At 64.0% G+C, this 22,288-nt stretch carries 15 protein-coding genes and 1 pseudogene; 12 read left to right on the forward strand and 4 right to left on the reverse strand.

From position 1 onward, the window contains the following. Positions 1-8: 8 nt before the first annotated feature. The 9 genes from fhcD to OKW27_RS18505 all read left to right on the forward strand — a co-directional run bounded on the left by fhcD (position 9) and on the right by OKW27_RS18505 (position 7,439). A complete protein-coding gene (fhcD, locus tag OKW27_RS18465; RefSeq protein ID WP_187611476.1) occupies positions 9-980 on the forward strand; it encodes a formylmethanofuran--tetrahydromethanopterin N-formyltransferase in 972 nt (323 codons plus the stop codon). Then, positions 977-1,813 (forward strand): formylmethanofuran dehydrogenase subunit C, encoded by an 837-nt coding sequence (locus tag OKW27_RS18470; RefSeq protein WP_429334344.1) that lies wholly within the window; start codon positions 977-979, stop codon positions 1,811-1,813. Before fhcD ends, OKW27_RS18470 begins: the two co-directional genes overlap by 4 nt. 79 nt (positions 1,814-1,892) lie before the next feature. Beyond that, a complete protein-coding gene (locus OKW27_RS18475) occupies positions 1,893-2,477 on the forward strand; it encodes a cytochrome b (RefSeq protein ID WP_429334345.1) in 585 nt (194 codons plus the stop codon). After that, complete coding sequence (locus tag OKW27_RS18480) at positions 2,474-3,508, forward strand: alpha/beta fold hydrolase (protein ID WP_429334346.1); 1,035 nt, start codon at positions 2,474-2,476, stop codon at positions 3,506-3,508. Before OKW27_RS18475 ends, OKW27_RS18480 begins: the two co-directional genes overlap by 4 nt. Then, a complete protein-coding gene (gene pqqB, locus OKW27_RS18485) occupies positions 3,505-4,419 on the forward strand; it encodes a pyrroloquinoline quinone biosynthesis protein PqqB (protein ID WP_184052047.1) in 915 nt (304 codons plus the stop codon). The genes OKW27_RS18480 and pqqB overlap by 4 nt, the downstream gene beginning before the upstream one ends. Positions 4,420-4,491: 72 nt before the next feature. Next, positions 4,492-5,250, forward strand: a complete 759-nt coding sequence (gene pqqC / locus OKW27_RS18490; protein ID WP_090809035.1) for a pyrroloquinoline-quinone synthase PqqC — start codon at positions 4,492-4,494, stop codon at positions 5,248-5,250. Beyond that, complete coding sequence (pqqD, locus tag OKW27_RS18495; RefSeq protein WP_187611479.1) at positions 5,247-5,525, forward strand: pyrroloquinoline quinone biosynthesis peptide chaperone PqqD; 279 nt, start codon at positions 5,247-5,249, stop codon at positions 5,523-5,525. Before pqqC ends, pqqD begins: the two co-directional genes overlap by 4 nt. 4 nt (positions 5,526-5,529) lie before the next feature. Then, entirely contained in the window at positions 5,530-6,780 is a 1,251-nt protein-coding gene (gene pqqE, locus OKW27_RS18500; RefSeq protein WP_429334347.1) for a pyrroloquinoline quinone biosynthesis protein PqqE, read from the forward strand. Continuing rightward, the gene (locus OKW27_RS18505) at positions 6,777-7,439 is read left to right on the forward strand and encodes a response regulator (protein WP_429334348.1); all 663 of its coding nucleotides are present in this window, start codon (positions 6,777-6,779) and stop codon (positions 7,437-7,439) included. The genes pqqE and OKW27_RS18505 overlap by 4 nt, the downstream gene beginning before the upstream one ends. Here OKW27_RS18505 and OKW27_RS18510 read toward each other — a convergent pair. Beyond that, a complete protein-coding gene (locus tag OKW27_RS18510) occupies positions 7,409-8,407 on the reverse strand; it encodes a histidine kinase (protein WP_429334349.1) in 999 nt (332 codons plus the stop codon). The genes OKW27_RS18505 and OKW27_RS18510 overlap by 31 nt on opposite strands. 179 nt (positions 8,408-8,586) lie before the next feature. On the opposite strand from OKW27_RS18510, the gene OKW27_RS18515 reads away from it, so the two are divergent. Beyond that, complete coding sequence (locus OKW27_RS18515; RefSeq protein ID WP_429334350.1) at positions 8,587-10,974, forward strand: TonB-dependent receptor; 2,388 nt, start codon at positions 8,587-8,589, stop codon at positions 10,972-10,974. Between the two features lie 192 nt (positions 10,975-11,166). Here OKW27_RS18515 and OKW27_RS18520 read toward each other — a convergent pair whose 3' ends face one another. From OKW27_RS18520 to OKW27_RS18530, 3 genes and pseudogenes are all read right to left on the reverse strand, one after another. Continuing rightward, complete coding sequence (locus tag OKW27_RS18520) at positions 11,167-11,649, reverse strand: lysozyme inhibitor LprI family protein (protein ID WP_429334351.1); 483 nt, start codon at positions 11,647-11,649, stop codon at positions 11,167-11,169. Beyond that, a complete protein-coding gene (locus OKW27_RS18525) occupies positions 11,636-12,016 on the reverse strand; it encodes a glycoside hydrolase family protein (protein WP_429334352.1) in 381 nt (126 codons plus the stop codon). The genes OKW27_RS18520 and OKW27_RS18525 overlap by 14 nt, the downstream gene beginning before the upstream one ends. Next, positions 11,931-12,466 (reverse strand): annotated as a pseudogene (locus OKW27_RS18530) (IS30 family transposase); the annotation flags it as partial. The gene OKW27_RS18525 and the pseudogene OKW27_RS18530, both read right to left, overlap by 86 nt. 318 nt (positions 12,467-12,784) lie before the next feature. On the opposite strand from OKW27_RS18530, the gene OKW27_RS18535 reads away from it, so the two are divergent. Both OKW27_RS18535 and OKW27_RS18540 read left to right on the forward strand, forming a co-directional pair. Next, positions 12,785-13,183 carry a hypothetical protein gene (locus tag OKW27_RS18535; protein WP_429334353.1) on the forward strand — a complete coding sequence of 133 codons (399 nt, stop codon included), beginning with the start codon at positions 12,785-12,787 and terminating at the stop codon, positions 13,181-13,183. Between the two features lie 234 nt (positions 13,184-13,417). After that, entirely contained in the window at positions 13,418-22,279 is an 8,862-nt protein-coding gene (locus tag OKW27_RS18540) for a hemagglutinin repeat-containing protein (RefSeq protein ID WP_429334354.1), read from the forward strand. The last annotated feature ends 9 nt before the right edge of the window (positions 22,280-22,288 follow it).

Consider the following 22,288-nt stretch of genomic DNA (forward strand, 5'->3'; position numbering starts at 1 on the left):
CGGCCACGATGAACGCTCCCGCCCCGCTCGACATCAACGGCACCGCGATCGACGCGACCTTCGCCGAAGCCTTTCCGATGAAGGCGACCCGGCTCGTGATCACCGCGCACACGCCGACGTGGGCGATGCACGCGGCGAACTCGCTGGCGGGCTTCGCGACCTCGGTGATCGGTTGCGGCTGCGAGGCGGGCGTCGAGCGTGCGCTCGCGCCCGCTGCCACGCCCGACGGCCGGCCCGGCGTCGCGGTGCTGTTGTTCGCGGTGTCGTCGAAGGAGCTCGCCAAGCAGATCGGGCGGCGCGTCGGCCAGTGCGTGCTCACCTGTCCGAGCACGGCCGTCTACGGCGGCATCGATCCGGCCACGAGCCGCGCGCCGCTGTCGGACCCGGCGCCGCTTGGCAGCGGGCTGCGCTTTTTCGGCGACGGCTGGCAGATCGCGAAGATGATCGACGCGGGGAACGGACCCACGCGTTACTGGCGCGTGCCGGTGATGGACGGCGAGTTCGTCTGCGAAGACATGGCGACGACGGTCAAGGCCGTCGGCGGCGGCAACCTGCTGCTGCTCGCGCGCGACCTGGGCGCCGCGCTCGCGGCGGCCGAAGCCGCGGTCGCCGCGATGCGCCGGCTGCCGAACGTGATCATGCCGTTTCCCGGCGGCATCGTGCGCTCGGGCTCGAAAATCGGCTCGAAGTACGCGGGCGCGACCGCGTCGACCAACGACGCGTTCTGCCCGAGCCTGATCGGCCTCGCGCGGCGCAGCGAGTTGAGCGCGGACGTTGGCTGCGTGCTGGAGATCGTCATCGACGGTCTGACCGACGCCGACGTCGGCGCGGCGATGACGGCCGGGATCGGCGCGGCCGCCGGACTCGGCCGCGCGGCCGGCGTGCTGCGCATTTCGGCGGGCAACTACGGCGGCAAGCTCGGGCCGTACCACTTTCATCTGCACGAACTGGCGGCGGGGCTCAACGGGAGTCACGCATGAGCACGACCACGTTGCGCGTGAAGACACCACCCGGCTTTCGCGTCGATGCCGCAGCGCTGTCACCCTCGGCGCTGGCCAGCATGAGCGTGGCCGAGATCGAGCGCATCGTGCTGCCGGCCGGCAACGAGCGCTGCGTGGTCGGCGACGTCTTCGAGGTTTCGCGCGACGACGCGCCTGCGTCCGGCGACGACATGGCCACGCTGCTGATCGACGGCGCCGCGCGGTGGCTCGACAGGCTCGGCGCGCAGATGGATGGCGGACGGCTCGTCGCGCGCGGCTCGGTCGGCGACTACAGCGGCTTCAGAATGAGCGGCGGCTTGCTTGAAATCGACGGCGACGCGGGGCATTTCACCGGCTGCGAAATGCGCGGCGGACGCGTGACGGTGCGCGGCGACAGTGGCGACTTCGCCGCCGGCGCACTGACGGGCGATATGGAAGGCATGAGCGGCGGCACGCTGACGATCCACGGCAACGCGGGCGCGCGGCTCGCCGACCGGATGCGCCGCGGCCTCGTGCTGGTCGGCGGCAACGCGGGCGACTTCGCGGCGTCGCGGCTGGTGGCGGGGACCGTCGGCGTGGCGGGGCAACTGGGCGCGCATTATGCCTATGCAATGAGGCGTGGCACGCTGCTGCTCGCGCAACGGCCAGAGCCACTGCCGCCCCCTACTTTCACCGGCGGCGGACACGGTTTCGACGTATTCTGGTCATTGCTCATACGCAGTCTCGCGGCCGAAATCGCGCCGTTTTCGCAGTGGCGCGCGGGCCGTCTGCCGGTCCGATTCACGGGCGACCTCGCGGTCGACGGCCGTGGCGAAATACTGATCGTCGGCTGAACCAGCTATGTCAGCCGCGACTGAAACGGTGTTCGGCAAAAAAGAAACGTCCCGCAACGATGTTGCATGGAGACAGGGCATGAGGACAGCGGATTCTGCAAACGCGAAGCCTGATATCGACGTCAACGCAAATGCCAGCGCCGGCGGCCCGCGCTATGCCGGGCTGCTGATCGCGCTGCACTGGCTGATCGCGCTCGGGATCGTCGGGCTGCTCGCACTCGGGCTTTATATGGTCGGATTGCCGAAGGGCTTGCCTGTCAAGGCGACGCTGATCAATCTGCACAAGTCGCTCGGACTGTCGGTTTTCCTGCTGGTGCTTTTGCGCATCGTCGCGCGGCTGGTCCTTCACCGGCCTCCGCTGCCGCCGATGCCACCGTGGCAACGCGCCGCCGCGCGCACTACGCAGGGTCTTTTATATGTCGGCATGGTGGCGATGCCGCTTGCCGGGTATCTCGGCTCGTCGTTCAACACCTACGGCACGCGCTTCTGGGGCATCCTGCTGCCGAAGTGGGGCTGGGACGACGCGCATCTGCGCGCGCTGTTCTTCGGCCTTCACCACGCCATCGGCTTCGCGCTGATCGTGCTGATCGTGCTGCACGTGGCGGGCGCGTTCAAGCATCAGTGGATCGATCGCGACAACCTGCTCGCGAGGATGCTGCCATGACGATGCGAAGCTTATCGCGCCACACGCAGGCAGCCGCCGCGCTCGAAGTCCATACGCTGCGCACGCGCGATGGCCATCGCGTGTGGTATGCGCTGGCCGGCGCGCGCGACGGCGTGCCGGTCGCGGTGCTGCACGGCGGCCCAGGCAGCGGCAGTCAGCCCGGCGTGCTGCGGCTGTTCGATCTGCAGCGCTTTCGCGTCGTGCTGATCGACCAGCGCGGCACCGGTGCCTCGACGCCGCACGGCAGCGTGCGCCACAACCGCACCGACTATCTGATCGCCGATCTCGAAGCGATTCGCGCGCGGCTCGGCTTCGCGCGCTGGGGCGTGCTCGGCGGATCGTGGGGCGCGGCGCTCGCGCTCGCGTATGCGGGGCAGTGTCCGCGGTCGGTGACGGGCGTCGTGCTGCGCGGCCTGTTCCTGACCTCCGCGCGCGAAGTGCGCGGTTTGTTCATCGGCTCACGCAAGCGCGCGCCGCGTGCGTGGTCGAGACTGCGTGCCGCTGCTCGCTGCGAGCAGCCCGCGAAACTGGCCGCGCGTTGCGGCGAGACCTTGCAATACGGCGCGAATGAAGCGCGGCAACGCGCGCTCGCGCTGGCCTGGCGCGGCTATGAAAACGCGGTGCTCGCGAGCGCATCGCCGCGAGGCGCCGCACAACGACGTGCGAACCTGCGAAACCCACGCGAACCCCAACGCCACGCGCGCAAGCTGATCGGCAAATACCGGATTCAGGCGCACTACCTCGCGCATCGCTGCTGGCTCGGCGAGACGCGTTTGCTGTCGCTCGCGCGCCGCGCAGCGGCGGCCGGGGTATCGATTGCGGCCGTGCATGGTGCGCGCGATCCGGTGTGTCCGCGCGGCAATCTGCGACGTCTGTCGCGCGCGGTTCCGTCGGCGCGCGTCGAGTCTGTCAGCGCGGCGGGTCATCTGGCGAGCCACCCCGCGTTGCATGCATGCGTCGCGCAGGCGCTCACCGCGATGTTCACGCCCACCGTCGAAGAGGGGCGCAGCAGCATGCGTCGCGCGGCATGAAGATCAAGGTACTCGGCTCGTCGGCCGGCGGTGGCTTTCCGCAGTGGAACTGCAATTGCCGCAATTGCGACGGCGTGCGTCGCGGCACGGTGAAGGCGACGCGCCGCACGCAGTCGTCGATCGCGGTCAGCGCGAATGGCGAGGACTGGCTGCTCGTCAATGCATCGCCCGATCTGCTCGCGCAGATCGCCGCGCATCCCGAACTTCAACCCGCGCGGCGCGCGCGCGACAGCGGCATCGCCGCGGTGCTCGTGATCGACGCGCAGATCGACCACGTGACCGGCCTCTTGATGCTGCGCGAACGCGACACCCCGCTGCCGCTATACGCGACCGATGCGGTCTGGCAAGACCTCCGCTCCGGCTTTCCGGTCGCGCCGATCCTGTCGCACTACTGCGGAGTCGAGCACCGCCGTATCGCGCTCGACGGCGCGCCGCTCGCCGTCGACGCGCTGCCCGGCATCCGCATCGACGCGCTGCCGCTGTCGAGCAAGGCGCCGCCGTACTCGCCGCATCGCGATGCGCCGGAGCGCGGCGACAACATCGGTCTCGTGCTGACGAACCTGCAATCGGGCCGGCGCGTGTTCTACGCGCCGGGGCTCGGCGCGATCGAGCCGCACGTGCTGGCGGCGATGCGCGAGGCCGATCTGCTACTCGTCGACGGCACGCTGTGGACCGGCGACGAAATGATCCGCCTCGGCCTGTCGAAGAAGACCTCGGCGGATATGGGCCATCTGCCGCAGAGCGGCGCGGGCGGCATGATCGAAACACTCGATTCGCTCGGCGCGAAACGCAAAGTGCTGATCCATATCAACAACACGAATCCGATCCTGATCGAAGACGGCCCCGAGCGGCGCATGCTGGGCGAGCATGGCATCGAGGTCGCGTACGACGCAATGAGCTTCGAGCTTTGAAGCGCGCAGTGAAGAGTACGGAGCGATGCGGTAACGAGGCGCGGCTGTGAACGACGATAAAACGGAGACGGCATGAACGCGAAAGACATTCAGGACACGACACCAACACGCGACGCGAGTACCACGGGAACTCAAGGCATCGACCGACCCGCCTGGAGCCGTGAAGAATTCGAGGCGCAGTTGCGCGCGAAGGGCACCGCCTATCACATCCACCATCCGTTCAACGTGAAGATGAATAGCGGCGGCTGCTCGCGCGAGCAGATTCGCGGCTGGGTCGCGAACCGCTTCTACTACCAGATCAACATTCCGCTGAAGGATGCGGCCGTGCTGTCGAACTGTCCGGACCGCGAGACGCGCCGCCGCTGGGTGCTGCGCATCCTCGATCACGACGGCTACGACGGCGCGGAAGGCGGCATCGAAGCCTGGGCGCGTCTCGCGGATGCGGTCGGCCTCACGCGCGACGAACTGTGGTCGCTCGAACACGTGACGCCGGGCGTGCGCTTCGCCGTCGACGCGTATGTGAATTTCGCGCGCCGCGCGCCGTGGCAGGAAGCGGTGTGCTCGTCGCTGACCGAAATGTTCGCGCCGCAGGTGCATCGCGACCGGCTCGCGAGCTGGCCCGAGCACTATCCGTGGATCGAAGCGGAGGGCCTCGCGTATTTCCGTTCGCGCATCTCACTCGCGCAGCGCGATGTGCAGCACGGACTCGAGGTCACGCTTGCCCATTTCACGCGACGCGATCAGCAGGAACGGGCGCTCGACATCCTGCAGTTCAAGCTCGACATTCTGTGGACCATGCTCGACGCGATCGAGAAGGCATTTCCGCAATGAACGACTCGACACGCGCCGACCCCGCCACGCCGCTCGCGATCGCTAAGCCATTCCGCCTGCAATGGGAGCCCGCGCAGAACGCGCACGTGCTGCTGTACCCCGAGGGCATGGTGAAGCTCAATCAAAGCGCGGGAGAAATCCTCAAGCGCTGCGACGGCACACGCGACATCGATACGCTGATCGCCGAGCTCGAACAGGCGTTCAACACGACCGGCATCGGCAGCGAGGTGCGGGCCTTCATCGCCGACGCGCATGGGCGCGGCTGGCTGGAGTAGCGCGATGACCGATCTTTCTCAAGCTGGCTCTCAGCCCGGCGCGCAAGTGCAAAGCGACGCGGCCGCCGTCGTGCCGCCGCCGCTGTGGCTGCTCGCGGAGCTGACCTATCGCTGTCCGCTGCATTGCGCGTTCTGCTACAACCCGCTCGACTACACCGATCACAACCGCGAACTGACCACCGGGCAATGGCTCGACGTGCTGCGCGAGGCGCGCGCGCTCGGCGCGGTGCAGCTCGGCTTTTCGGGCGGCGAGCCGCTGGTGCGCGACGACGTCGAAGTACTCGTCGAAGAAGCGCACAGGCTCGGCTTCTATACGAACCTGATCACGTCGGGCGTCGGTCTCACCGATCAGCGCCTCGGCGATCTGAAGGCCGCCGGGCTCGATCACATCCAGCTGTCCTTCCAGGATTCGACGCAGCAGTTGAACGACTTCCTGAGCAGCACGCGCACCTTCGAGCTGAAGCAGCGCGTCGCCGTCGCGCTCAAACGGCACGGCTTTCCGATGGTGATGAACTGCGTGCTGCATCGCTACAACCTGCCGCATGTCGACAAGATCATCGAGATGGCATTGGCTCTAGGCGCCGAATATCTGGAGCTGGCGAACACGCAGTTCTACGGCTGGGCGCGCGAGAACCAGGCGCAACTGATGCCGACGCAACAGCAGCTCGAAGAAGCCGAAGCGGTGGTCGCGCGCTATCGCCGCACGCATGGCGAGCGCTGCAAGATCTTCTTCGTCGTGCCCGACTACTTCGAGCGCCGTCCGAAGCGCTGCATGAACGGCTGGGGCGCGGTGTTCCTCGGCGTCGCGCCCGACGGCGCCGCGCTGCCGTGTCACGCGGCGCGCGGCCTGCCCGGCCTGACGCTGCCGAACGTGAAGGACATGCCGTTGCGCGAGATCTGGTACGACAGCGACGCGTTCAACCGCTTTCGGGGTTTGCAATGGATGAAGGAGCCGTGCCGCAGCTGCGAGGAAAAGGACCTCGACCTCGGCGGCTGCCGCTGCCAGGCCTACCTGCTGACCGGCGACGCGGCCAACGCCGACCCGGTCTGCGACAAGTCGCCGTTTCACGACACCGTGGTCAAGATCGTGCGGCGTGCAGCATCGGGATCTGCATCCGAAACCGGGGCGACAGCAGCGGCCCGCGAACAGCCGATCCTGTTCCGCAACGACGCCAACTCACGCAAGTTCGCGGCCGCTGCCCGCGAGCCCGACGCCGGCGGCGATAACCGGGCGTCACCCGGAGTCCAATCATGAGTGCCGACACCATCTCCGTTCTGCTCGTCGACGACCATGCGGTCGTGCGCGAAGGCTACCGGCGTCTGCTCGAAGTGAATGCCGACGTCGAGGTGCGCGGCGAAGCGGGCGACGCCGCGCAGGCCTACCAGCGTTTTTGCGCGCTGCGGCCCGACGTGGTCGTGATGGATGTGGCGCTGCCGGGCGCAAGCGGCATCGAAGCGATGCGGCGCATGCTCGCGCGCGAACCGGACGCGCGCGTGCTGATCTTCAGCGTGCACGAGGAATCGATCTTCGTGCGGCGCGCGCTCGACGCGGGCGCGCTCGGCTACGTGACCAAGGCGAGCGCGCCCGACGTGCTGGTCGAAGCGGTGCGCTCGATTGCGCGGCGTGCCCGCTACCTGAGCCCGGACATCTCGCAGGCGCTCGCGCTGCGCACCGCGTTCAACGAAGGGCCGCCGGGGCGTCAGTTGTCGGCGCGCGAGTTCGAGGTGCTGCGGCTGCTCGTGCAGGGCTATACGCTGCCGAGCATCGCCGAAAAGCTGGGCTTGAGTCAGAAAACGGTGGCCAACCACCAATCGGTGATCCGGCAGAAGTTCGGCGCCGACAACGGCGTACAGCTCGCGCAGATGGCAAGCCGCCTCGGGCTTCAGTTCACGGGCTCGGCCAGCCCCGCCTGAGCGGGCACGCGCGCGCAGAACAGAAAACCGCGCTGCGGCTCGCTCGCGACGTGAAATTCGCCGCCGAGCGCCTCGACGCGTTCGCGCATACCGATCAGCCCGAGCCCGCTGCGCGGCCTGGTCAGATCGGTGCCGGGGCCGTCGTCGGCCATCGTCACGACGATCTCGTCGATCTGCGCGCCGTTGTGTTTTCGCGGCGCGCGCACCATGAACAGTTCGACGCGCGAGCGGCGCGCGAACTTCGACACATTCGTCAGTCCTTCCTGCACGAGCCGGTACAGCGTGATCGTCAACGCATCGCTGAGGCCGCTGAAATCCCCTTCGATCGTCATCGAGAACGACGCCTCGGGCAAGCGCTCGCGCCAGCCGTCAACGCAATGTTCGAGCGCGCTCGGCAAGCCGAATTCGTCGAGACCGATCGGCCGCAGGCGGCGGATCATGCCGCCGATCTCGCGGTACACATGCGTCGCGCTCTGCATCAGCCCGAGCGCGATGCGATGAATTTCCGGCTCGCGCTCGCCCGATAGATCGCGGATGCGCGCCGCGTCGAGCGAGATCGCGTTCAGGTATTGACCCAGCTCGTCGTGCAGCTCGCGCGCCAGATGGCGGCGCTCCAGTTCCTGCGCCTGCAGCGCCTGACTGGCAAGGCGCCGGTTGTCGGCGAGCAGTCGTTCGGCCTGTTCCTCGAGCATGCGGCGATGGCGCAGTTCGCGGCGCGCATCGCGATAGCGGCGCCACGCGAACCACGCGAGCGCGATCGACAGCACGAACAGCGCGCCCGGCAACTCGTCGAGCTGGAAGCGCTCCATGCCACGCGTGAACCGGTAGACCTTCTCGCTGAGATCGAAGGCGGCGCCAAGCACCGCCGCGAGCACGGTCACGGCGACGACCCAGCCGAGGTCGCGCCATATCGGCGACGATGGCGGCGCTCGGTCAGCGGAAGAGGAATGGATCGGTTCGCTTGACATGACGCTTGCATTCTACTCAGCGCCGGCACGCGCAGCGGGTTTTGCGCGAGTTTGGGAACGCTTCCCCGGCAGATCGGGAAAAGCTCCCGCGCGTCTTACAGACGCGTATGCGAAGCTTTACACCAAGGTCAAACAACGCGCGACACGCGTACAAATCAAGCCGGCAGGAGACAATAACGATGAGCATGCGATCACAAGCACGCCGCAAACGCCGGCTTCAGCGGCGTGCCGGCATCACCTTCTGCGTCGGCGGCGCGCTCGCCGGTCTGTCCACGAGCGTATGGGCGCAGGCGGAGCCGCCAGTCGCGGCGTCGGCGCCGGCCTCGGCGCCGGCCTTGGCGTCTTCCGCTGCCTCTTCCGGCACAGCCGACGGCAACGCCAACAGCAACACGACACCCACCACGACCCTCGCGCCGATCGTCGTCGTAGGCACCACGCCGCTGCTCGGCATCGGCACACCGCTCACGCTGGTGCCGGCCAACGTGCAGACGGTCCACGCGGCCGACATCCAACGGCAGGGCCGCCAGACACTCAGCGACTACCTCGCGGCGAATCTGCCTAGCGTCACGATTTCCGACGCGCAGGGCAACCCGTATCAGATGAACCTGTTCTATCGCGGCTTCACCGCGTCGCCGCTGCTGGGCACGCCGCAAGGTTTGTCGGTATTCGTCGACGGCGTGCGCGTGAACGAACCGTTCGGCGACGTCGTGAACTGGGACCTGCTGCCGCAACAGGCGATCGACACGATGCAGCTGATCCCCGGCTCCAATCCGACTTTCGGCTTCAATACGCTCGGCGGCGCGCTGTCGATCACGACGAAAAACGGCAAGGACAACCCGGTCGGCGAGGCCGAAATACAGGGCGGCTCGTGGGGACGCAAGGCCGCGCAGATCGAACAGGGCGGCACGATCGGCCAGAACCTCGACTACTACTTCACCGCCAACGCCGCGAACGACAACGGCTGGGCCGAGCAGAACGAGAGCCGCATCCGCCAGGCGTTCGGCAAGCTGCGCTATACCGACGCCGACACGACGCTGTCGTTATCGGCCGGCGGCGCGGACAACGATCTGCACGGCGCGCAAACCATTCCGCGCTCGTTCCTCGGTAACCCCAGGCAACCGTACACGTATCCCGATCAGAATCAGAACAGCGCCGGCTACCTGACGCTGTCGGGCGATCATTACTTCAACGACAACGTCGAGCTGAGCGGCAACGCGTACTACCGGCACTTTCGCAATGCCAACACCAGCAGCAACGTCAACAACGACTACGGCACGATCAATCCCGACGGCACCGTCGACACGTTGCAGGCGACCAACGTACAGTCCACCGTGACGACCGACAGCTACGGCGCGAGCCTGCAACTGACGCTGCTCGGCAAGCTCGGCGGCATGCAGAACCAGTTCATCGCGGGCATGGCCGTCGATGCCGCCGACTCGCGCTTCACGCAGTCGTCGCAGGACGCGGCGTTTACCGATTCGCGCGCGACAGTCGGCATCGGGAATTTCGCACAGCAGACCAACGCGAACACGCACAACACGAACTACGGCATCTACCTGACCGACACGCTGTCGCTGACGCCGCAGTGGTCGCTGACGCTGTCGGGCCGCTACAACTGGGCCGATGCGACGATCGGCGACGAATCCGGCACGCAGCCGCAGCTCGACGGCCACCATACGTTCTCGCGCTTCAATCCGGCGGTCGGCATCAACTGGAATCCGACGCCGGCGCTCACCGCCTACGCGACCTACAACGAGGGCATGCGCTCGCCGACCGCGATCGAGCTGGCCTGCGCCGATCCGAACGCGCCGTGTTCGCTGCCGAACGACTTCATCTCCGATCCGTCGTTGCAGCCGGTCATTTCGAAGACCTATGAAGTCGGCGCGCGCGGCAGGATCGGCGGCAACACGACATGGAGCGCGGCTGCCTACAGCACGACGCTCGACAACGACATCGAGTTCATCAGCAGCACCGGCGCGGGCAGTTCGCAGGGGTTTTTCCAGAACGTCGGGCGCACGCGCCGGCAAGGCGTCGAACTGGCTGGGCAGACGAAGTACGGTCCGTTCACGGTGACCGGCAGCTATAGCTACGTCAATGCGACCTACCAGTCGACATGGGTCGAAAGCAGCCCCAGCAACTCGAGCGCCGACGCGAACGGCAACATCACCGTGCATCCCGGCGATCACATCCCGAGCATTCCGGCGACGACCGTCAAGCTGCGGCTCGATTACGCGGCCACCGCGAAATGGCGAATCGGCACGAATCTGACGTGGCGCGGCAGCATCTACGCGCAGGGCGACGAGAACAACCAGGACGTGAACGGCAAGATCTCCGGCTATCTGTTGATCGATATGGACACCAGCTACCAGGTGACGAAACAGTTGCAGGTGTTCGCGTCGGTGTCGAACCTGCTCGACAAGCGCTATGCGAGCTTCGGCGCGCTCGGGGAGAACTTCTTTACCGGACCGGGCAATACGTTCAACGGCACGGCGCCGGTCAACGAGCAGTTCGTCGGGCCGGGTGCGCCGAGGGGGTTCTGGGTGGGGATGAGGTATGCGTGGAAGTAGTGGTGCTTGGCGGGGGCGGATCATATTGAAGCGCGGCGGCCGGACGCCGCCATGTTTCACTTCGTGGAAGCTGTCCTGAGCACGGCAAACCGTCACGACATTATCCAGCCTGATTCGTTGGTCGAGGCCATTGCGCGCATTCGTGGCAAGCGGGGTTGCGCCCGTTAGTGATTAGCACTCGTTTTACCAGGCTTACTCATTAATTGGCTTTGTCAGTTCATCAAGCCGGTTCCTGGTAATTCTAGTCATGCAGTCCCAAAACTCGACGAATCGCAACGATGCCTGTCCAACCTCATACACGTCTGCATAACATTCGTTGTCGCGATAGAGCTTCCAGTTCTCCTGTCCTCTCCGAAAATAGGGAAGTGCCTCGGGTTCGCCACGCGTCCGAAGTTCCTTGTCGCCGTCAGCCATGATTCGCTCTATTGCGGATACTTTCTTTTCGAGCGTCTGTGCAACGCGCTCGAAATCGTGTTGAGCGCAAGCCGAAACGTCCATTGTTGCAAGGGCATCATTCTTGCAAAATCGTTGGATTTGTTCCTCAGTTTTGCCGGCGAAGTATTGACTAGTCGGCGTGGCTTTCGTGTAATCGAACGCAGAGCCATAGATCGAGCTTGACGAATATGCTGGCGAAGATGCCAAGAAAAGAAGAATCGCAATATTAGTGGCTCGCATCGTACATACCCGTTTCAAATAGCTTTGCTTCGGATTTTCGCCGCTTTGGCACTCGTTGCGCAATGAAAGATCGAATTACGTTCCCCATTTTTTGGCACTCTTCCCGGTTGAGGTACCCGGCGAGATGATGACACCGAGTTTCCGGATACCATGCGTCAACCTTGCTGTGGCTTTCACCCGCATTAAAAAGCACTGATACGAGGGCGTCGTATTCGTACTGATGCAGAAAGACCTTCACGTCACGATTGATTGCAGCTTCGACACCCATTAAGTTCTTCTTAAAGAAAGTCGCCCTCCCAGTGCCCCGGCAACAGCCGTTGCTCGATCTGCTCGGAGCGATACTGGATGCGCAAATCCTCGGGAACATAGCTGCCGCCAGCAAGCGTCGTGCGCCTATTTCCGCGCGCCGGTTTTTCCTGGCGCAAGGCTGCGATCATGGCCGGTTTCAGCGAGCCACGTGCATAGGTGTAAATGGCAGCGTAGACCGTCTCGTGGCTGACGTGCTGACTTGGGTCGTCTGGATACATGGCCCGCAGTTTGGCAGCGATTTGCTGCGGCGACCAGCGCCAGTAGACCAGGTGATCATGCACATGCCGATCAAGCGCGCTGCCTTCGATCAACTTGCGCGGCCGTACGCAGCGCCGACGACGCAGCCGATAGGCCGAGGCCGCCTGCGTCGCACAGTAGCGCGGCGCGTCCACGCTGCAATTACGCGCCAGTTCGCGCGACACCGTCGAAGCGCTGCGCCGCCCTTTTGATGTTCGATCATGATCGCCGCGCGTTCTTCCGCACTCAAATGCTTGTAGTTCTTCTTCATCGCAACACCCTACCTCATTCAAGGTGTTGCACTTGGAACTAGAGACTAAGGTGTCAGCCGTTCGCAATTTGCGGCTGACATCTGCCGGAAACACCGGCAGCCAGGCCTGGAAACCTGGTCACGCAACACCCCGCACGTCCGCAAGGGCGTGCGGCTACTTCCGCACGTCTATCGTTTTTGCCAATGGGCGGGCTGTGGTGGGGAGGCCCTCGGGCCTGCCGGTTTGGTGTTGCACCGGTTTTCCAGCCCTGTCATGTGCCCGCTCACCCACGCTCATAGGTGTGACCGGGCCATCCTTAACCATAACCCGGACCGCGTATGACCAAAGCTACCAGGCAACAGCCTTCTTCCCGCACCCCCGTAGATGCGCTTCAGTATGAACGTCTCGCGCTGGCTGCCTTCCATCTTTGTGAAAGGCAGGGACAGCAACTTCAACACCTGATTACGCTTGCGACTTCGTTGTTCAGGAATCCTTCTGCAACGCCTGAGGAAAGACACGACCAGCGGAATCTGCTTGAGGTCATGATCCATATCGGCGAAGACTACAGGCGCATGAACAATTGCGATCATGAACTGTTCACGGTTCTGGCGCTCGACGCCAAGGGTATTCCGAACCGTCGTCTCACCGCCCGCGATGCGGCAGACCTGCTGGCCGATGCCGCGCGAAGCGCTGAGGACAGACTTGCGACTCCTGGCACTACCACGACGAAGCACTAACTGGCTCTGTCAGCAACCCAATGAAGGCGGCTTGATGCCGCCTTTTTCAATTGCACGGCGTTAAGCAGACGTCTATTCGTTTTGCACATTGTGATTGCATATGTTGTCGTACGCGTCCATCAGATAGATCTTGTTTTCAGTTTTCGTTGTTGCTCTGCCCACGTTGACAATCTTTGACTTACTCGAGCAGTGGCTTGAGGTATTTTCGATACGTCAAAAAATACGCTACACAGAATGAATAAGAACATGTTCAGGCTGGTTTTCAGCCAATGTAGAGGTATGCTGGTCGCGGTTGAGGAAACGGCGAGCGGCGCACGCAAGACCGATCAGGAAGAAGTAGCAGGCGCGGCACATATCGCTCAATCGAGCGGGCGGCATGCTTTCCGGTTCGCGCTGCACCCTGTGGCATTTGCCGTGCTGGTGGGGCTGGGCGGCGCGTTGTTTGCCCCGATGCTCGCCCATGCGCAGATTGTGCCGGGTGGTACCCATGCGCCGTCCGTGATCCAGACACAGAATGGTCTGCCACAGGTTGACATTAACCGTCCGTCTTCGGCTGGTGTATCCGTAAATACATACGGACAGTTCGACGTACAGAAAAACGGCGCAATTCTCAATAATTCGCCCGTTATCACCGGCACGCAGCAGGCCGGGCAGATCAATGGCAACGCGAACTTCGGGGCGAACCAGGCCGCGCGCATCATCCTGAACCAGGTCAACAGCAGCGCGGCGAGTCAGATCAACGGCCATCTTGAAGTTGCAGGGCAACGCGCAGAGGTGGTGATCGCTAACGGCTCCGGCATTTCGGTGAATGGCGGCGGCTTTCTGAATACCTCGCGTGCCATTCTGACGACCGGTACGCCGAACTTCGCACCCGATGGTTCGCTCACTGGTTTTAGTGTAAGGGGCGGCAACATCACCGTGCAAGGCGCGGGACTCGACGGTTCGACTGTGGACCAGGTTGACCTCCTGGCCCGCGCGGTGCAGGTCAATGCGGAGGTGTACGCCGGAAAGAGCCTGAATGTTATCACGGGCGCAAACCAGATCGGTCACGACTCACTTGCGTTCACGCCGATCGCAGGCGACGGACCCGCACCAGCCGTCTCGATTGATGTGAGCCAGCTGGGAGGGATGTACAGCGGGCGGATTTTTCTGGCGAGCAACGAGTATGGCGTAGGTGTTTCGAACCAGGGCGTGATCGCCGCGCAGGCGGGCGACCTGACGCTGCAATCGAACGGTCTGTTAGCTCTCACCGGCAAGACGAGCGCAAGCGGCAATCTTGCCGCAACCGGCGGCGATATCCAGAACAATGGCACGACTTACGCGCAGCAAAGCGCGACGCTCTCGGCCAGCGGTACGGTCACGAACAGCGGCATGGTTGCCGCGCAGCAGAATACTTCCCTGAGCGCTGGCTCGGTGACTTCGACTGGCACGCTCGCGGCTGGCGTGAACGGCGACGGCTCGCTCGCGCAGACCGGCGACCTGGACGTAACGGCATCCGGCCAGTTGAACGCCAATGGCCAGAATGTCGCAGGTGGTAGTGCGTCGCTCTCAGGCAGCGGCGTGAATCTCGCTGGCAGTCGCACGTCGGCGAACGGCGCGCTTTCACTCGCTGCGAACAGCGGTGACCTGAACCTGTCGGGCGCAACCGCGACGGCGGGCGGAGCGCTTGACGCGCGTGCGGCCGGTACGCTCACGAACGACAACGGCGCAATGTCGTCGGGTGGTGCGCAAACCATCACTGCGGGCGCACTCTCGAACCACAATGGCCAGATCGTTTCGGGTGGCACGCTGACCGAGTCCGTTACGGGCGCAATCAATAACCAGGGCGGCACGATGCAGGCCGCAGGCGCGCTTTCTTCGTCGAGTGGTTCGCTCGATAACTCGGGCGGAACCGTCGCGTCGCTAAACGCAGACGGCGTTTCCATCACGACGACCGGCCTGCTCAACAACGGCGCGGGCGGCGCTATCGGCGGCAACGGGAACGTCAGCATCCAGTCAGGACAGGTCGCCAATGCAGGGTCTATCACTGCGGTCCAGAGCCTCATTGCGTCGGCCGTGCAGGCTCTGTTCAACAGCGGCACGTTCGCGACCAATGCGAACATGACGCTTTCGGCCGGCACGACGCTGACGAACACCGGCCAGTTTGGCGCGGCCCGCGCGCTCACACTTCTCGCCGCGACGTTCGACAACAGCGGCCGGACGACCAGCGCCGACCAGTTCACGCTGCACGCCGCTAACCTTGTGAACCACGGCGGCACGGTCACGCAGACCGGAACTGGCGCGACGACGCTCGACGTGACCGGCACGCTTGACAACTCGGCAGGCGGCACACTCCTGACCAACAGCACGGACCTGACTCTTGCACCAGCCGCGCTCGACAACGATGGCGGCACGATTACGCATGCCGGGACCGGCAAGCTGTCGATCAATTCGGGTAATGGTGCTGGCGAAGTATCCAACGTCGGCGGCAGGATTGCCACGAACGGCGAGGGCTCGATTCAGGGCGGCGCGCTCGATAACGCATCGGGTTCGGTGATCGCACAGAACGGCCTGACGGCAACAGTCGGCGGGGAACTGGACAACACGAACGGCAAGCTGCTGTCGAACACGGATACGAACATCACGAGCGGCACGTTCAACAATAACGGCGGCCAGATCGGTGCGGGTACGAAGGAAACCATCAGCACGGGCTCGCTGACCAATGACGGAGGCTCGATTGTCGCGCCCGACCTCACGCTGACGACGGGCACGACGCTCGACAATGACGGCGGCGATATTGAGGCAAACCAGCTCGCACTGAAAGCGACGGACCTGCTGAACCACGGCGGCACGATCACGCAGTATGGCCCGTCGTCGATGGGCTTCAGCATCAGCGGCACGTTCGACAATTCAAACGGCGGCACGCTGCAAACGAACAGCGTAGACTTCACGCTCGCGCCTGGTGCGCTCGTCAACGACTACGGCACTATTCTCAATGCCGGTACGGGCACGCTGACAATCGCACCCGGTTATGGCGCAGGCGTCTTTTCGAACATCGGCGGCCAGATCATTGCGGCGGGGCAGATCGCAGTGCTGGCGGCAAGCCTGAACAACCTGTATGGCGTGCTCGCGGCACAAGGCAATATCGCTGCGAACATCTCGGGCGACCTGAACAACACGCAAGGCTCGGTTCGTTCTCTCTCGTCGCTGTCTCTCGCCAGCGGCGGCACGCTGACGAACACGAACGGACAGATCCAGTCCGGCACGGGCGCGACGGGTGACGCGAGCACGCTCGCCATTCAGGCCGCGTCGGTCAATAACGCGAACGGTCTCGTCAGCAATCTCGGCACGGGCGACATGACCGTGCAAGGCGGCAGTCAGACCGTCAACAGTGGCGGCGTGATGACGGGCAACGGTAACGTGGCCGTCGACACGTCATCGCTCTCCAATACGCAGGGCGGTCAACTGAGCGGCGCGAGCCTCGCGGTTCAGGCGGACATCGTGGACAACAGCGGCGGCCAGATCGGCAACCTTGCCGGTTCGAATGGCGATGTCGCAATCACGACGACCGGCGCGCTGACGAATGCGAACGGCCAGATTGGCGCGACGCATGACCTTGCCGTGAATGCCGCGACGCTGACGGGCGGCGGTGCCTACAGCGCGGCCAATGACGTTGCAGTGAGCGTTCAGGGCGATTTTGCGCCCACGCCAGATGTGCAGTTCAACGCCGGTCATGACCTGTCCTTTACCCTGCCGGGCACGTTCAGCAATGGCGCGCTGGTTGAGGCGACGAACGACCTGAACATCAATGCCGCCGACGTCCAGAATAGCGGCGTCATGATGGCAGGCGGCACTCTCGCGACGCATTCGAACACGCTGGAGAACACAGGGACGATGGTCGGCGGCAGCGTCTCGCTAAACGCCACGCAATCAATTACAAACGTCGGGCCGACCGCACTGATCGGTGCGACGGGCAGTAACGGAACGCTCGAACTGCTGTCGAACGACATCGAGAACCGCGACGACACGACGACGACCGACACCCAGGCGACGACGGCGATTTACGGTCTTGGCAAGGTGGTACTGGCGGGCGGAAAGAATGCGGACGGCAGTTACACGAACGCTAGCCTGATCCGCAACCAGTCGGCGCTGATCGAGTCGGCCGGCGACATGGAACTGCACGCCGCTCAGGTGACGAACACGCGCACGACGATGACCACGACGGGCCTGAATCAGTCGGTCGATCCGGCCCTGCTCGCGCAGCTCGGCATCAGCCTGTCGGGCTGCACGGCGGTCGACATGGCCGCCTGCTCCGGTCAGGACATAGGCTGGGGCATCTCCCAGCCGGATAACCCGGCATTCCTGACCATGATTGGCGGTGTGTACACGATCCCGCCGCACGGCGGTCAGTGGAATAGCGGCTACCAGTACACGACCTATACGGGCGAAGCACTCGCGAACCTGATTGCGGGCATCAGTCCGCAGGCGCAAATCATGGCGGGCGGCAATCTGGACGCGTCGAAGGTCGGCCTGTTCCAGAACTACTGGAGCGCGGTCGCGGCAGTGGGCAATATCGCCGCGCCTACCACGCTCGACCAGAATAGCTGGCAGGGGCAGAGCGCGCCCGAAGTGCAGGTCACGTACTCAGGCTACTACCACTACAACAACTACGACAACACCGAACACAACTGGACGCTACCGTTTGGCGATGCGCCGTTTGTTGGCTCACGGCCGGGCGGCTATACCCAGGCGGCACCGGCTGATATCCGCTCTTACGCGCTCCCGAGCTACGAGTCGAGCTTCGTCGCGGGCGGAACGCTTTCCGGCACGGGCGTGAACATCGATAACACGGCGGGCAACGCGGGCATTCCGTCGCTCGGTCTTTCCCCCGGTCAGTCGCTGGGCGGCGTCACTGTCGGCGGCGTGAGCGGCAACGCGAATGGCGCGAAGGCCGGGGCTGCTTGGGTCAATGGCAGCGGCAGTATGGTCAATCCGGTCATCGCCAATGCGACTGCGCAGAACGTGCTGCAAAACCTCTCGATTCCCCAGGGCGGACTGTTCAGCCCCGCGACCGCACCGGGCGCAACCTACCTGATCGAGACCAACCCGGCGTTCACGAACCAGAAGACGTTCATATCGAGCGATTACTACCTGCAACAGCTTGGCCTGAATCCGCAGACGACGGAGAAGCGCCTGGGCGATGGATTCTACGAACAGCAACTGGTTCGGAACCAGATTACGTCGCTCACCGGCAAGGCGGTACTCGGTCCGTACACCGACCTTCAGTCGATGTATCAGGCGATGCTCGACGCGGGCGCGTCGCTGTCGAAGTCGCTTGATCTGCCGCTCGGCATGAGCCTGTCGGCTGAACAGGTGGCAGCGCTCACGAGCAACGTGATCATCATGCAGACCGAGACCGTCAACGGGAAACAGGTACTCGTGCCCGTCGTCTATCTCGCGAAGGCCAGCCAGCAGGACATGAACGGGCCGTTGATTGCGGCGACCGACATCGACCTTCAGAACACGCAGACCTTCAGCAATAGCGGCACGGTACAGGCGAGTAACACACTGTCGATTCAGGGCCAGCAGATCGACAACGCGTTCGGCAAGCTGCAAAGCGGCGGCCTGATGTCGCTGGCGACCACCGGCAATGTTGACCTGACCTCGGCCACCGTGAACGCGGGCAGCCTCGCGCTGAACGCGGGCGGCGACCTGTTGCTGAACACGGCGGTCAAGACCGTTGATCAGGTTAGCGCGACGGGTGCGACGCGCACCACGACGACGCTCGGCCCTGTTGCGAACCTGAACGTGGCGGGCGATGCTGTGATCGTCACGGGCGGCAACGTCGAGCAGAACGCGGGCAACCTGAGCGTGGGCGGCAACCTCGGTGTGGCCGTGGGCGGGAACTACGATATTGGTTCGGTACAGACTGGCGAACATAAGATCGTCGAGCGCGCGAACGGCGTGTCGAACACCAGCCTCAACCAGACGACAGGCAGTTCGATTGATGTCGGCGGCGTTTCGCAGATTGGCGTCGGCGGCGATCTGACGGCGACGGGCGCGAACATTAATCTCGCGGGCGGCGGCACACTTGCTGCGAATGGCAATGTGAACTTGCAGGCGGCAAAATCAACTTCAACAGTTGACAGCAACAGTTCCGGTAGCGATAGCCACGTTAGTTACTCGGAGTCGTCGCACCGCTCGGACGATACGCTCACGGCTACGACGCTCAATGCAGGCAATTCGCTGACCGTTGTATCAGGCAAGGATATTAATGTCACGGGCAGCGCGATCAGTCTCGACCAGGGAACCGCGACGCTCGCCGCAGCCGATAACGTCAACATCGGTGCGGCAACGGAAACGCACGTCGACAACGAACAGGAGCAGCACAGCCACAGCAATATCGTAAGCGGCAAGGAAGTGGCGAGTTCGAGCAACACCACCGCCACGCTCTCGCAGGGCAGCATGGTTTCCGCAGACGCCGTGACTATCGCCAGTGGCAACGACATCAGCGTCAAGGGCAGCACGATTGTCGGGACGAACGATGTCGCGCTCAGTGCCGCGCATGACGTGAATATCACCACGTCACAGGACACCATGCAGTCGTCCAGCACCTATGAGGAGACGCGAACGGGTCTGGGAACAAGCGGGTTGAGCGTCACGGTCGGCACCAACAAACTCGCGATGACCGATGAGGCATCGAGTGTCACGAACAACGCGAGCACAATCGGCTCGTTGAACGGCGACCTGTCGATTCAGGCGGGCAACACCCTGCACGTCACGGGCAGCGATCTAGTCGCAGGCGGGAACCTCGCCGGAACGGCGGCGAACGTCATCATCGACGCGGCGACCGATACCTCGCACCAGGCGCAGACGCAAAAGACGAGCAGCAGCGGCCTCACGATTGGTCTGGCGGGTTCGGTCGGCGATGCGATCAACAACGCGTATTCGGAAAGTCAGGCAGCGAAGAATTCGACCAGCACGGGCAACGAACGTGCGGCTGCGCTGCATAGCATTGCGGCGGCGGGCGACGTTGCCTTGACCGGCCTGACCTCTGCGGGCATGACAGCGGACGGCAAGCCCGACATCGGCATCAAGGTCAGCATCGGGTCAAGCAAGAGCGAAAGCCAGTCGTCGGAAGATCAAACGATGCAACGCGGCTCCGGCGTGCAGGCAGGAGGCACGGCAGCGTTCGTCGCGACGAATGGCGATCTGACGATCGCCGGCTCAAACGTGAACGCCAATGATGTCGTTCTGGCGGCCAAGAATCAGGTGAACGTTATTAACACGACGGACACCGATTCGACCCGTAGCTCGAACAGTTCCAGCAGCGCAAGTGTTGGCGTTCAGTACACGCTGGGCGGCGGCTTTGGCGTCTCGGCGGCGATGTCGAACGCGCATGGCGATGCGAACAGCGACGCGTCAATCCAGAACGCGTCGCATGTGAACGGCGCGAACAGCGTCACGGTGATATCGGGCGGCGACACGAACATCATCGGCTCGCAGATCAACGGCAAGCAGATCGCGGCCGACGTGGGCGGCAACCTCAACATTGTCAGTGTGCAGGACGTGACGAACAGCGCCGCGCACCAGAGCAGCACAGGCGGCGGATTCACGATCAGCCAGGGCGGCGGCAGCGCGAGTTTCAGCGCGCAGAACGGCCATGCCGATTCGAACTACGCAGGCGTCAACGAACAGGCCGGGATCAATGCCGGCGACGGCGGGTTCAACGTCAACGTCAACGGCAACACGGACCTGAAGGGCGCGGTGATTGCGAGCGATGCCGATGCGTCGAAGAACAGCCTGACGACGGGCACACTGACGTTCAGCGATATCGAGAACCAGTCGCATTACAGCGCGTCGAGCAACGGGATCAGCGCGGGTATCGGCGTTGGCAATACCGGCAAGGCGACAGGGCCGGGATCGGTGAGTGGCGCTCCTGGCGTTGTGCCGATGATCTCGCAGAACGAGAACGGTGACGACAGCGCGACCACGCGCAGTGCGGTCAGCGCGGGTGCTATCAATATCACGGACGGCGCGAAGCAGACGCAAGATGTGGCGGGGCTGAGCCGAGATACCACGGATGCCAACGGGACGGTCTCGAAAACGCCGGACGTGAACGCCCTGCTCTCGCAGCAGGCGGACACGATGGCGGCCGCGGAGGCGGCGGGCCAAGTGGTCGCGCAGGGGATTGGTGCGTATGCTGAGGCGAAACAGGAGGCAGCCGAAAAGGCTGGTGACACGGCCACGGCCGCAGCGTGGGCCGAAGGCGGTGACAACCGTGCACTGCTGCATCTGGCGGGTGGTGCGCTGATCGGCGGCCTCGGTGGGGGCAGCGCATTCGGGGCGATCGGTGGTGCGGCTGGTGCGGGCCTGTCTTCGAAGCTGGCGGGGCAGCTTGAGAGCCTGTCCAAGGGTGTCGCATCAGATACGGGCTCCGAACTGCTCGGCAACCTCGCTGCGAATGTGGCGGCGGGCGTAGGTGGCGCGCTGGTGGGCGGCACGGCGGGCGCGGCCGCGGCGTCGAACGTCGAGTTGTACAACCAGATGCTTCACCAGAAAAAGAAGGATCTGGTATCACAGGTATGCGGTGCGGGTGCGCAGTGCAGTGATGAGACGCTGAATGCTGTGATCCAGGCGCAGGGCGATCTTTACAATACTGCCCAGAATAACGTGCGGGACACGGGCGTCGCTGCGGGTGTCGTTGTCGGAAGCGTTGCTGCCGGTGTTCTGGCTCCAGAAGCGTATGCCGCATATAAGGCTGCGCAGGCGGGGTATTCTCTTGCGACGGCCGCGTTGAGTGGTGCAGCGGTTTCCGGCGGTACCTACACTGCCGGAGTCGGAGCAGGTGCATTGGTGTCGGTGTTTAAAGGCGGCAGCTTTTATGACACGTTCAATCAGAATTTCTCTTCCGCCGGGCTTGCCACTGCTGCTGTATTTGGCGCATACAGCAACATGGCTGCGGTGTCGATGTTTGGGTGGGCGGGTATTCCCAATTCGATCAGGAACTGGGGGACGATTCCGGGTGCGGTGATCCGCGGGAACGCGCTCGCAATCGGACAGACGGCGGGCAGGGCCGCACAGGCGATTGCAAACTCGGGTGATGCTAAAAACTAGCACAGGGGC

It is taken from the genome of Paraburkholderia sp. 35.1, from assembly GCF_050436525.1.
GTDB classification, from domain to species: domain Bacteria; phylum Pseudomonadota; class Gammaproteobacteria; order Burkholderiales; family Burkholderiaceae; genus Paraburkholderia; species Paraburkholderia tuberum.